The 12020-nt window shown below is 65.0% G+C and carries 10 protein-coding genes; 6 read left to right on the plus strand and 4 right to left on the minus strand.

The window, feature by feature from the left end; genetic code table 11:
• Window positions 1–139: 139 nt before the first annotated feature.
• The 4 genes from rpe to FBF36_RS06960 form a co-directional block, all read right to left on the minus strand.
• Window positions 140–835: a ribulose-phosphate 3-epimerase gene (gene rpe, locus FBF36_RS06945; RefSeq protein ID WP_009397999.1), complete on the minus strand. Its 696-nt coding sequence runs from the start codon at window positions 833–835 to the stop codon at window positions 140–142.
• A 37-nt stretch (window positions 836–872) separates the two neighbouring features.
• Window positions 873–2264, minus strand: a complete 1392-nt coding sequence (locus FBF36_RS06950; protein WP_009398001.1) for an RsmB/NOP family class I SAM-dependent RNA methyltransferase — start codon at window positions 2262–2264, stop codon at window positions 873–875.
• Between the two features lie 227 nt (window positions 2265–2491).
• Window positions 2492–3466, minus strand: a complete 975-nt coding sequence (gene fmt / locus FBF36_RS06955) for a methionyl-tRNA formyltransferase (protein WP_009398003.1) — start codon at window positions 3464–3466, stop codon at window positions 2492–2494.
• 39 nt (window positions 3467–3505) lie between these two features.
• On the minus strand, window positions 3506–4186 hold the full coding sequence (locus tag FBF36_RS06960; RefSeq protein WP_009398005.1) for an HAD family hydrolase: 681 nt from the start codon (window positions 4184–4186) through the stop codon (window positions 3506–3508).
• Window positions 4187–4531: 345 nt separating this feature from the next.
• On the opposite strand from FBF36_RS06960, the gene FBF36_RS06965 reads away from it, so the two are divergent.
• The 6 genes from FBF36_RS06965 (at window position 4532) to FBF36_RS06990 (ending at window position 11846) form a co-directional block, all read left to right on the plus strand.
• The gene (locus FBF36_RS06965; protein ID WP_009398007.1) at window positions 4532–5755 is read left to right on the plus strand and encodes an arginine deiminase; all 1224 of its coding nucleotides are present in this window, start codon (window positions 4532–4534) and stop codon (window positions 5753–5755) included.
• Window positions 5756–5820: 65 nt separating this feature from the next.
• Window positions 5821–6828: an ornithine carbamoyltransferase gene (gene argF, locus FBF36_RS06970; protein WP_009398009.1), complete on the plus strand. Its 1008-nt coding sequence runs from the start codon at window positions 5821–5823 to the stop codon at window positions 6826–6828.
• 3 nt (window positions 6829–6831) lie between these two features.
• Window positions 6832–7812: a carbamate kinase gene (gene arcC / locus FBF36_RS06975; protein ID WP_009398011.1), complete on the plus strand. Its 981-nt coding sequence runs from the start codon at window positions 6832–6834 to the stop codon at window positions 7810–7812.
• A gap of 209 nt (window positions 7813–8021) precedes the next feature.
• On the plus strand, window positions 8022–9149 hold the full coding sequence (locus FBF36_RS06980; protein ID WP_075248172.1) for a serine/threonine protein kinase: 1128 nt from the start codon (window positions 8022–8024) through the stop codon (window positions 9147–9149).
• 187 nt (window positions 9150–9336) lie between these two features.
• Entirely contained in the window at window positions 9337–10350 is a 1014-nt protein-coding gene (locus FBF36_RS06985; RefSeq protein ID WP_034493324.1) for a DMT family transporter, read from the plus strand.
• A gap of 131 nt (window positions 10351–10481) precedes the next feature.
• Window positions 10482–11846, plus strand: coding sequence for an MFS transporter (locus FBF36_RS06990; protein ID WP_009398017.1), 1365 nt, complete (start codon window positions 10482–10484; stop codon window positions 11844–11846).
• Window positions 11847–12020: the final 174 nt, after the last annotated feature.

Below are 12020 nucleotides of genomic sequence, written 5' to 3' on the forward strand. Positions count from 1 at the left end.
CCCGAACGCCTTTGAGGTTTCCCACAAGGCTGATGGCGTGGGGTGCCTCTGCACATCGGCTGTCACGCCTGCATCATGAGCACCTCCTTTGACGGGACTGGGCACTGATGGTGGCCGCCTTCAGCGCCCCTCAGTGTCGTCAGTGGCCGCCGTGAGCGTCATGGCGGTGCGAGGAGGCCGCCTCACGCAGCTCTGAGATGGCGGCCAAGGCGTCGTCGGCCCGGTAGACCGCGGACCCGGCAACGAAGACATCGGCGCCGGCCTCGGCGGCGCGCTCGATCGTCTGTGAGGTGATGCCGCCGTCGACCTGCACTCGCAGGTCGAGTCCTCTGGTGCCGACCAGCTCGCGAGCGCGGTGGATCTTGGGCAGCATCGACTCGATGAAGGACTGGCCTCCGAAGCCCGGCTCCACGGTCATGATCAGGAGAAGGTCGAAGTCCCCCAGTACGTCGGCGACGGCCTCCAGAGGTGTGGCGGGCCTCAGTGCGATGCCCGCGCCGGCGCCGAGTCGGTGGAGCTCACGCGCCAGACGCACCGGCGCTGTCGTGGCCTCGGCGTGGGGGGTGACGATCTGGCAGCCGGCCTCGGCGTAGGTCGGCGCCCAGCGGTCGGCGTCGCGGATCATGAGGTGGGCGTCCACGGGCAGCGAGGAGTGGGCGAGCACCGCCTCGACCACCGGCAGCCCCCAGGACAGGTTCGGCACGAAGTGGTTGTCCATGACGTCGACGTGGATCCCGTCGGCGCCCGGGGTGCCAGCACCTCCCGTGACCCGGTCGAGCTCGTCGGCCAGATGGGCGATGTCGCAGTTGAGGATCGAGGGGTGGATGGCCGTCATCGGGGTGCTCCTCGTGATGCGCTGGTGTGGTTGTCAGTCAGCTGGTGCGGCGCAGCAAGGCGCAGAACATGGCGTCGGTGCCGTCGAGGTGGGGCCAGAGCTGAAGCGTCTCCCGGTCGGATCCGGCCGGCGGCTGCGGGGCCAGGCGGGTGGCGACGTCCCCGGCGTGCAGGGGCTCAGTGCGCAGGCCCTCCCGCTCCAGAAGTCGCGTCACGTCCCGCACCACGAAGGTCGTCTCCAGAGCGTGCGGTGAGCAGGTCACATAGGTCACCACTCCCCCGCGCCGCACGGCGCGCAGGGCGCTGGCCAGCAGCTCCCGCTGAAGCTCGGCCAGGACGGTGACGTCGCCCGGCGCACGGCGCCAACGGGCCTCCGGGCGACGACGCAGTGACCCGAGGCCCGTACAGGGGGCGTCGACCAGGACACGATCGTAGGTGCCGGACTCATCACGGCCGAGGTCGCGTCCGTCGCCGCATCGCACCCGGACCACGTCCGGCGCGATGGCGCGCAGGGCGGAGCGCACCAGGTCGGCCCGGTGGGGGCTGACCTCATTGGCCAGCAGCTGAGCGCCCTTCTGAGCGGCCCGCGCGGCGAGCAGGGCGGCCTTGCCACCGGGCCCGGCGCACAGGTCGAGCCAGCGCTCGTCGCGCCCCTCGAGGGGAGCATGTGCCGCAATGAGCGCCACCAGCTGGCTCCCCTCATCCTCAACCCCTGCCCGGGAGTCGCGGATCGCCTCGATCCTGCCAGGGTCTCCTCCGACCATGACGACGGCGAGGGGACTGATCCTGCCGGGACGCGGCTCAACGTCGTGTGCCCGGTCCGCCTTGCGAGCAACCTTGGCCAGCGCTTCCGGGGCGATGAGGCCCGGCCTGGCGCACAGGGCCACTTCGGGGTCGGTGTTGTCCGCGATCAGGAGCGCCTCCAGCTCATCGCTGCTGCGGCCGTGGGTGACCAGGGCCTGGCGCAGTGCCTTGACGATCCACTCCGGGTGTGACTGGGTGCGGGCCAGGGCGGACGTCTCATCAGGTGCGTTCTGCTGCAGGGCAGCCATCCAGGAGTCCAGGTCCTGCCCGCTGAGCCGACGCATGACTGCGTTGACGAAGGTGGCCGCGCCGCGCCCGCAGGAGGTGGTGGCCAGGTCCACGGTGGTGCTGACGGCGGCGTGCTGGGCCACTCTCATACCCATGAGCTGGTGGGCTCCCAGGCGCAGGATGTCGAGCACGGCCGGGTCGATGCGCTCCAGAGGGCGGTCCGTGCAGGCGGCGATCATCGCGTCGTAGCGCCCCTGGAGCCGCAGGGTCCCGTAGGTCAGGGCGGTGGCGAAGCCGGCGTCGCGCCGATCCAGGTCGGCGGTCTCCAACAGCTCGGGCAGCAGGAGGTTGGCGAAGGCGTCATCGCGGCGAACGCGGGTGAGCACCTCCAGGGCCACCTGACGCGCCGGGTCCGATCGGCGTCGCGCTGAGCGCGGTGATGCGCCTGTGGACGGGCCGTGCTGTCTGGAAGGCAGCCGCCCCCGCCCCCGGCCGCCCGCGTGGTGACCACCGCGCTTACTGCGACTGCTGCCTTGCTCACGGCGCCTCCCGGGCGCGCCGCTTCCGCCTCGCCGGTTCTCGCCGTGCCCATCTGACGGGCTCCGGTGTGCCGATCGCTCCCCCATCAGATCGTTCCCTCAACGTCATTGTTCCTGGGAGACGAGTCCCCCAGGATGACGCCCGCCTCCGGACGCGCCCCCCTCGCCCAGGCGTCGGCGGGCATCCAGCTGCGCCCGGCGGGCGCGACCTGTCCCAGACGGACGGCGCAGCCCCCGGTTCCCACGAGAGCCTCATGCTTGGTGGCACGCAGCTGGCCGGGCAGAAGGTCGGTGACCTCAGGGACCGGGGTGACCGGGCCCAGGCGGAACCTGGCCCCCTGGTAGGTGGTGTGGGCACCCGGCGCCGGACTGACGCCCCGGATCCGGCGGTCAATGGTCAGTGCCGGATCGTCCCACCGGACCTGGCCGTCGGCGGAGGAGAGCATGGGCGCCAGCGTGGCCAGCGCGTCATCCTGCGGCTCCGGACGCACGCTCCCGTCCCCCACGGAGCGCAGGACGTCAAGGACGAGGGGCGCCCCGGCCTGTGCCAGCCGCTCCAGAAGGTCGCCACTGGTGTCCCGGCCACTGATGGCCTCGGTGAGTCGGCCATAGACGGGGCCGGTGTCGAGGCCCTCCTCGAGTCGGAACACACTGGCCCCGGTGACCTCGTCGCCGGCGATGACCGCCCGCTGGACCGGAGCGGCTCCGCGCCACGCAGGGAGCAACGAGAAGTGGAGATTTAACCAGCCGTGCACAGGGACGTCCAGCAGATCGGCCGGGACCAAGCGCCCGTAGGCGACCACGACGGCGACGTCGGCCCTCAGGGCGCGCACCCAGTCGCGCACGTCGTCGGCATGCTCACCCTTGAGAGTCGCGGGGGTACGTACGTCGAGCCCGGCGTCGCGAGACATGGCCGCCACAGGTGAGGGATGCAGTGTCCGGCCGCGTCCTTGACGGGCGTCCGCACGGGTGAGGACCCCGACGACGTCGTGCTTACTGGCGAGAAGGGCCTCCAAGGTGGGCAGGGCTGCCTCAGGGGTTCCGGCGAAAAGCACACGCATGCGGCCGAGTCTAAGGCTCCGGGTCGCCCGGTGCGGGGTTCAGCGCCGGCCCGGCGTGGGGAGCAGGCCCAGGGCGATGAGCTCTGCCCGCAGCCGTCCTGAGCCGGTGAAGCGGTGGGTGCGCAGCCCCAGCCGACCGGCCGCCTCAATGTTGACCGCCGAGTCATCGATGAACAGGGTGCTGGAGGCCTGGAGGCGGTAACGCTCCAGGAGCAGCTCGAAGACGGCGGCATCGGGCTTGGCCAGATGCTCGCGCCCGGAGACTACGATGCCGACGAAGCGCTCGAGCTGGGGAACCAGGAGCCTGGCCGCCTCGAAGGTGGCGGCGTCGAAGTTGGTCAGCCCGTACAGCGCCACACCCTCCTCGAGGAGGTCGTCGAGCAGATCCGCCATACCGGGAACGGGGCCCGTCAGCGAGGCGGCGAAGCGCTGACGGTACAGGGAGAGGATTTCCGCCCAGTCAGGGCGATCGGGATGGGCTCGGATGCAGTCGGCGAGGACCTGCTCGAAGGGCTCCCCCAGGTCCAGCCGCTCGTTCCAGGTCAGGAACCCGCCATCGACCACGAACCCCTCCCAGGCATCGGCCGAGACGTATCCGGCGACTGACGCTATGGGCTCCCAGGCGTACAGGACATTGCCGTAGTCGAGAACGACGGCGCTCACGGAGACGGCGGGGGTGGAGGTCCTGAGGCCCGGGATCAGCACGTTCACACCTGGCATCCTCCCACGCCTGCGCCGTCGGGTCTCCGCGCGAGTCCACCTGGGACGGAGCGCCTCTGACATTTGTGAGTCATCTACTGATGCGGGGCCACTCAGATTGCTGGTCAGAGATGCTCGGCAGCACCTCCAAGAGCAATGAAGCGCCTGGTGGGAGCAATATCACGCATAGGCAAAAGCCGCTCGATCGACGTGCCCTGAACTTCTTCCTACCAGGGGGTTTCCAACCGCTATGGACTCTGGTACGCTCGTACCAATCCAGTACGGGCGTACTACTTCTACAGTCAGAGCGCGTGATGCGCGTCATGATCCACATCGGCGACACAGTGCTGTGTCAGAGAGGGAGTCATGGAAATTTCCGTAGATTCCGAAATCGGGAAGCTTCGCCAGGTCATCCTGCACCGACCCGGCAACGAGATGCTCCGACTCACCCCGCAGAACAAGGACCACCTCCTGTTCGACGACGTCCTGTGGCTTGAACGGGCCCAGGAGGAGCACGACCAGTTCGCACGAGTTCTGACCGACCGCGACATCGAGGTGCTCTACCTCAGCGACCTGCTGGCCCAGACCCTCGAGGCGCCCGAAGCCAGGGACTACGTCCTGGATCGGGTCGTCAACGAGAACACCAACGGCCCCAGTGCCGCCGAGCCGCTGCGCGCCCTGGCCCAGGATCTGTCCGGGGCCGAGCTGGCCGAGGTGCTCGTTGCCGGGATCACGAAGGCCGAGCTGCTCGAGCGCACCTCCTGCCCGGACTCGCTCGTGCTGGCCTCCATGGACGACGACGACCTGCTTCTGCCGCCGTTGCCCAACCACCTCTTCACTCGCGATACGTCTTGCTGGATCTACAACGGGGTGTCCATCAACTCGATGATGATGCCGGCCCGCCAGCGCGAGACCATCAACTACGAGGCGATCTACCGCTGGCACCCTCTCTTCGCCGGCTCCGACTTCCCCGTGTGGTCCGAGGGCACACAGGCAGGCCCCGCCACCGTGGAGGGTGGAGACGTCCAGATCATCGGCAACGGCGCCGTTCTGGTCGGAGTCTCCGAGCGCACCACCTCGCAGGGTATCGAGAGGCTCGCCAGCCGACTGTTCGCCGGAGGCAAGGTGAACCAGATCGTCGCCGTCGAGATGAACCGGACGCGCGCCCAGATGCACCTGGACACGGTAATGACCATGGTCGACGTCGGCACGTTCACCATCTACGGCGGCCTGGGGAAGCTGCCGACGCTCACGCTGCGCCCAGACGGAGACAAGCAGATCAGCGTCACGCGCAACGCCCCCGAGGACATGTACCGGGTCATCGCCCAGGCCCTGGGTGTCGACGAGCTCAACGTTCTCATCACGCCCCAGGACTCGATGGCCGCCGCCCGTGAGCAGTGGGACGACGGCTCCAACTCCCTGGCCATCGCCCCCGGTGTCATCGTTACCTATGAACGTAACGTCAACACGAACGAGTACCTTACTTCCCATGGCATCGAGGTCCTGACCATTCCCGGTTCGGAGGTCGGTCGCGGTCGCGGTGGTCCACACTGCATGAGCTGCCCAACCCTGCGGGACCCGCTTGCCTGAGTCGGCCCTGGCCGACGCATAAGAAGAACTGTCAGTACATCACCACACTGGACGAAGGAATCCTCATGTCCCACCCCCTGAACAACCGCAGTTTCCTCAAAGAGCTCGACTTCACGGCTGAGGAGTGGAGCTCCCTGCTTGAGCTGGCCGCCCAGCTCAAGAAGGACAAGAAGGCCGGCCGCGAGGTGAAGCGCCTGGCCGGGAAGAACATCGCTCTCATCTTTGAGAAGACCTCGACGCGTACCCGCTGCTCCTTCGAGGTGGCGGCCTACGACCAGGGTGCACAGGTCACCTACCTCGACCCCTCCGGTTCCCAGATGGGCCACAAGGAGTCCGTGGCGGACACCGCCCGGGTGCTGGGCCGCTTCTACGACGGCATCGAGTTCCGCGGCAAGAAGCAGGAGCACGTCGAGGCCCTGGCTGAGCTCTCCGGCGTCCCCGTGTGGAACGGACTGACGGATGAGTGGCACCCCACCCAGATGCTGGCCGACCAGCTGACCATGCTGGAGCACGCAGACAAGCCGATCGAGAAGATCTCCTTCGCCTACCTCGGCGACGCCCGCAACAACGTTGCCAACTCGCTGCTCATCTCAGCGGCCCTCATGGGGATGGACGTGCGGATGGTGGCCCCCAAGGAGCTGCAGACCTCTCCCGAGGTGGTGGCTCAGGCCGAGAAGCTGGCCAAGGACAGCGGCGCCCGCATCCTCATCACCGATGACGCCGCTGAGGGCGTCAAGGGCGTCGACTTCCTCTACACCGACGTGTGGGTCTCCATGGGTGAGCCCAAGGAGGTCTGGGACCAGCGCATCGCTCTGCTCGCGCCCTACCAGGTCAACGCCCAGCTGGTGGAGGCCACCGGCAACCCGGACGTGAAGTTCCTCCACTGCCTGCCGGCCTTCCACGACCGCAACACCACGGTGGGTGAGGACATCTTCGCCAAGACCGGCATGGAGGGCCTGGAGGTGACCGACGACGTCTTCGAGACCGAGCGCAACGTCGCCTTCGACCAGGCCGAGAACCGTATGCACACCATCAAGGCCGTCATGGTCGCGACCCTGGGAAAGTGGGACTGAGTTGTGAGAATCGTCGTCGCCCTCGGGGGAAACGCCCTGCTGCGTCGGGGGGAGAAGCCCGACGCCAGTACCCAGATCCGCAATGTCGAGATCGCGGCCCACGAGCTGGCCAAGCTGGCGGAGAAGCACGAGCTGGTCCTGACTCACGGGAACGGCCCCCAGGTGGGGGTCCTGGCCCTGCAGTCCGCCAATGACGAGCGCCTCTCCGAGCCCTACCCCTTCGACACCCTCGGTGCCCAGACGCAGGGCATGATCGGCTACTGGCTGCTGCAGGCCATGCAGAACGCCCTGCCCGGTCGCCACGTGGCCGCCATGGTCAACCAGACCCTGGTGATGGCCGGTGACCCGGCCTTCTCCAACCCCACCAAGTTCGTCGGTGAGGTGTACACCAAGGAGGAGGCCGAGAAGCTGGCTGAGGAGCGGGGCTGGGTGGTCAAGCCCGACGGCGAGCACTACCGCCGCGTCGTCGGCTCCCCCATGCCGCAGCGCGTCATCGAGACCCGCCTGGTGCGCTCCCTACTGGATGCCGGTGCGATCGTCGTCTGCTCCGGAGGCGGCGGTGTTCCCGTCGTCCGCAGCGAGGAGGGCAAGCTCAAGGGTATTGAAGCCGTCATCGACAAGGACCTCACGGCATCGGTCATGGCCGAGGCCCTGGAGGCCGATGCGCTTCTTATCCTCACGGACGTTGATGGAGTGTTTCAGGACTTCGGGACCGAGAACCAGAAACAGGTCCCGAGGGCGACACCGGCAGAGCTGCGGTCCATGGGACTTCCCAGTGGGTCCATGGGACCAAAGGTCGAGGCGGTGTGTCGATTTGTTGAGTTGACTGGCGATATGGCGGCAATCGGACGTCTTGAGGACGCCGTTTCCATCATTGAGGGCCAGGCAGGGACTATCGTGACTCCCGGAGGAAACTACGGGGGCCCAGACGATATCCATCCCCCAATTCCCGAGCAGCTCGACACTCGTATTCGCAGGGCCTGACCGGCGCAACGGCATCGGTCTTTCAAGGAGGTGGTGAACACCGTCAACCAGCAATGACCGTGCCACGGTTCAGCGATCATTCTTGTATTCAGATACTCCTACGACCACTTTTTCGGATCCTTCAGAGTAGAATGACAGTGTTGAACCACAGACACATCACCTGTCTTCATTCACGCACCACACATCGAGCACAAAGGAGTGACTTACTCATGACGAAGATCGTCAACTCTTGGAACGACTTCGACCCTCTCAAGCGCGTTATCGTCGGACGCGCCGACTTCTCGGTTATTCCTCCCGAGGAGCCCGCCACCTCTGAGAAAGTGCCGATCGACTCCGAGATGCGCGGCATGTGGGGCCCCCGCCCCACCGCCACCGTCGAGGCCGCCAACGAGCAGCTCGACAACTACGTCAAGATCCTCGAGGGTCTGGGCGTCCAGGTGGACCGCCCCACACCGCTGCAGTGGAACCAGGCCATCCAGACGCCCGACTTCCGCACGGAGTCCGGCTTCACCCAGATGCCCCCTCGCGACATCCTGCTGACCATCGGTGACGAGATCATGGCGTCGGCCAACTCGTTCCGCTGCCGCTACTTCGAGTACCTCGCCTACTGGCCCCTCATGAACCAGTACTTCGAGGAGGACCCGGAGTTCAAGTGGACCCAGGCCCCTCGTCCTCGACTGACGGACAAGTCCTACAAGCACAACTACTACGACGAGCGGATCTCCCTGGAGGAGCGCCTTGAGCGCACCGCCGCCAAGGACTTCGTGACCACCGAGTTCGAGCCGATGTGGGACGCCGCCGACGTCATGCGCGTGGGTAAGGACCTGTTCATCCAGCACGGTCTGACCACCAACCGCAAGGCGATGGAGTGGTTCAAGCGCTACTACCCGGACCTGCGGGTGCACGCGGTGAACTTCCCCGGTGACCCCTACCCGATCCACATCGACGCCACCTTCGTGCCGCTGCGGCCCGGGCTCATCATCAACAACCCGCACCGCCGTCTGCCCGAGGAGCAGCGCAAGATCTTCGAGGCCAATGACTGGCAGATCGTCGACGCAGCTCCTCCGGCCCACGAGGTTCCGCCGCCGCTGTGCTACTCCTCCGTCTGGCTGTCCATGAACTGCCTCGTCATCGACCACAAGACCGTGTGTGTCGAGGCGAGCGAGGTCCACCAGATGGAGCAGATGGACAAGCTGGGCATGAACGTCATCCCGGTTCCCTTCCGTGACGCCTACGCCTTCGGCGGTGGTCTGCACTGCGCAACGGCCGACGTCTACCGTGAGGGTGGCTGCGAGGACTACTTCCCCAACCAGGTCGCTGACCCGACTCTGGTCTGATCTCAAGGGTGCGGGGCGGCGGCTCATGGGACCGGGCTGCCGCCCCGCACCGTTCCCGGCTCTGCTCTTCGCAGCGCGGTCAGCGGACGCTCCATAGGACTGGGAAGGCCCACCTGACCGCGTGAGACCCGGCAAGGATGCCGGTCTGTCGTGCACGCCGGGGGAGAACTCAGGAGACACAACTGCCATGTCACAGACATCGTCCGCTGAATCCTCTGTCACAGAGTACGTCATGAACAAGAAGCTGGGCGCCATCGCCATGCTTCTCTCCGCCACCGGGATGGGGCTTGTCGGCACCATCAGTCGTGGCACGACCGCCGGCCTCGCTGACGCCGACAAGTCCGTCATCGGTTCGTTCCTGGCCTTCGGGCGCATGAGCGTCGGACTGCTTGGATTCATCCTCATCCTCGTTCTCACCGGGAAGGCCGGGTTGTTCAAGAGCACCCGTCTGAGCACCACGGTGATCCTGGGAGGTGTGAGCATCGGCCTGTCCCTGGGCTGCTACATCTCCTCGACCCTGATGACGACCATTTCCAATGCCGTCTTCCTCATCTATACAGGACCCCTGTTCTGCGCACTGCTCGCACGCATTTTCCGCAAAGAGAGGATCAGCGTGCTCTCCGGCATCTTCCTGTCTCTTGTGTTCATAGGAATGCTGCTGACCATTGGAATCATCGACTACAAGAACGGGAGTCTCACTTTCGGACTGGATCTGTCAGCCACATCTCCCGAGTTCCCTCAGAAGAGCCTGGGAGATCTTTTAGGCCTGCTGTCCGGCGTCTTTTACGGTCTGGCATTGTTCTTCTACGGGTACCGCAAGGATGTCGATTCGATCGTCCGCGGTGTGTGGAACTTCTTCTGGGCCGCCTGCGCAACGCTGGTCATGTCCATCGTCTTGCGTCCTTGGCACGGCGTTTCCACCTTCACCGCCACTAACTGGATGTGGGCAGTGGCCCTCTTCCTCGTCTGCGGCCTCTTCGCACTGGGGTTCCTGGTTGTTGCAGGGCGCAACCTGCCTGCCGTTGAGTACTCGACGATCTCCTACTGGGAGTGTCCGGTCGCCATTCTGTGCGGCCTGCTCGTCTGGGGAGAGAAGCTCACGCCCATGGGGATGATCGGTGGACTGCTCATTGTCGGTGGTGGGTTGGCCCCGATCATCGTGGATGCCGCCACCCGGAAATCACGTGCCTCCACGTCCTGATCCTCCTGCGATCCTGTCTGCCTGCGTCAACTCCCAGCGGGCAGGCAGGATCGCAGGTAGAATCATCAATGTCTCACCTTGAGATGACTATTACGTCAACGTCGACATCCACCGAGCCGGAGCCATAGGCTATGAATACCGTCCACTCAGGAAGCACGAACGACCATCACCTGGACTCAGAACGAAGTCTTGCGCTGAGGCGTGCAGCGAAAGCGAGCTTCATCGGAAACTTCATTGAGTGGTTCGACTACGCCTCGTATGGATACCTGGTTACCGTCATTGGTCACGCCTTCTTTCCAGAGGCAGACAAATCATTCCAGTTGCTGTCGATATACGCAGTGTTTGCGATGTCATTCATTCTGCGTCCCATCGGAGCTGTCGTGTGGGGGGCCTGGGGGGACCGATGGGGGCGTCGCTGGGCGCTGTCCTGGTCGATTCTTATCATGTCCGGATCGACGTTCTTCATCGGACTTCTTCCCACATACTCGGTTATTGGGATGGTGAGCGCCATCGGCCTGCTTGTCCTGCGCATGATTCAGGGATTCTCTGCGTCAGGTGAATATGCGGGTGCTGGAACATTCCTTGCTGAGTACGCACCGCCGTCGCGCCGTGGGATATACACCTCCCTGGTTCCAGCCTCCACCGCTTGCGGCCTGCTTGCCGGTTCCCTCATGGTCACAGGGATGTTCTCGGTCCTCAGTGACAACGCCATGAACACCTGGGGGTGGCGAGTTCCTTTCCTGCTGGCCGGCCCATTGGGACTCATCGGTCGCTATATCCGGGTGCATCTGGAGGACTCCCCCGCCTACCAGGAGATGCGAGCGGAGATGCCGCAGGAGCAGAAGACCGCCAGCTGGGTCGAACCGCTGCGCCTGCTGCTGCGAGACCACCTGCGCGAGACACTCATCACCTTCGGAGTCTCCTGTCTCAACGCCGTCGCCTTCTACATGCTCCTCACTTATATGCCGACCTATGTCCACGAAGAGCTCGGATTCTCGCAGGACACCTCCACTCTGGCAACGTCTGTGATGCTGGTCGTGTACATCGGCGCGATTTTTCTTATGGGGCACCTGTCGGACTCCTTCGGACGTCGGCGGATGCTCATCGCCGCTTGTGTCGCGTTCATCGTTCTCACCATCCCGTTGTTTGTTGTCATGACAAAGGCCGCAGGCATGCTTGCAGTGGTCATCCTGTGCCAGATCGTCTTTGCTGTAGCTCTGACGGCTAATGATGGAACTCTGGCCACCTTCCTGGCAGAGTCCTTTCCGACCAATGTCCGCTACTCCGGATTCGCCCTGTCCTTCAATGGGGCCAACGCGCTTCTTGGTGGAACGACGCCATTCATTGTCACATGGCTCATCAAGCTCACCGGATCCCCCTTGGCACCGGCGGTCTATCTCACGATGATCGCGTTGATCGCCATGGTGGCAATCTTCCAGTCCCGCACAATTCACGGGTCGGAACTGACGGAGGAGCAGACTCAGCCTTCAGCCTGATCCACTCACTCAGAGCAATTGGTAACAGGTCGAATATAGACTGCCTCTTTACGAGGCCATTATCACCGTCTTGTTACGGACATGACGGCTTCATTATCGTAAGATGATGAGCATGGCTACTACCGATGCAGACACCGCTGGAGACGCAGCGAGTAGCGACGCTTCCACACCTGC

Origin of the sequence: Actinomyces sp. oral taxon 171 str. F0337 (genome assembly GCF_005696555.1) — a bacterium.
GTDB lineage: Bacteria > Actinomycetota > Actinomycetes > Actinomycetales > Actinomycetaceae > Actinomyces > Actinomyces oris_E.

What these genes read in the sequence shown, in the direction of transcription:
- FBF36_RS06965 (WP_009398007.1), top strand. Translation starts at nt 4,532, where the DNA reads ATGGAAATTTCCGTAGATTCCGAAATCGGGAAGCTTCGCCAGGTCATC.
- FBF36_RS06985 (WP_034493324.1), top strand. Translation starts at nt 9,337, where the DNA reads ATGTCACAGACATCGTCCGCTGAATCCTCTGTCACAGAGTACGTCATG.
- FBF36_RS06980 (WP_075248172.1), top strand. Translation starts at nt 8,022, where the DNA reads ATGACGAAGATCGTCAACTCTTGGAACGACTTCGACCCTCTCAAGCGC.
- FBF36_RS06960 (WP_009398005.1), bottom strand. Translation starts at nt 4,186, where the DNA reads ATGCCAGGTGTGAACGTGCTGATCCCGGGCCTCAGGACCTCCACCCCC.
- argF (WP_009398009.1), top strand. Translation starts at nt 5,821, where the DNA reads ATGTCCCACCCCCTGAACAACCGCAGTTTCCTCAAAGAGCTCGACTTC.
- rpe (WP_009397999.1), bottom strand. Translation starts at nt 835, where the DNA reads ATGACGGCCATCCACCCCTCGATCCTCAACTGCGACATCGCCCATCTG.
- FBF36_RS06990 (WP_009398017.1), top strand. Translation starts at nt 10,482, where the DNA reads ATGAATACCGTCCACTCAGGAAGCACGAACGACCATCACCTGGACTCA.
- fmt (WP_009398003.1), bottom strand. Translation starts at nt 3,466, where the DNA reads ATGCGTGTGCTTTTCGCCGGAACCCCTGAGGCAGCCCTGCCCACCTTG.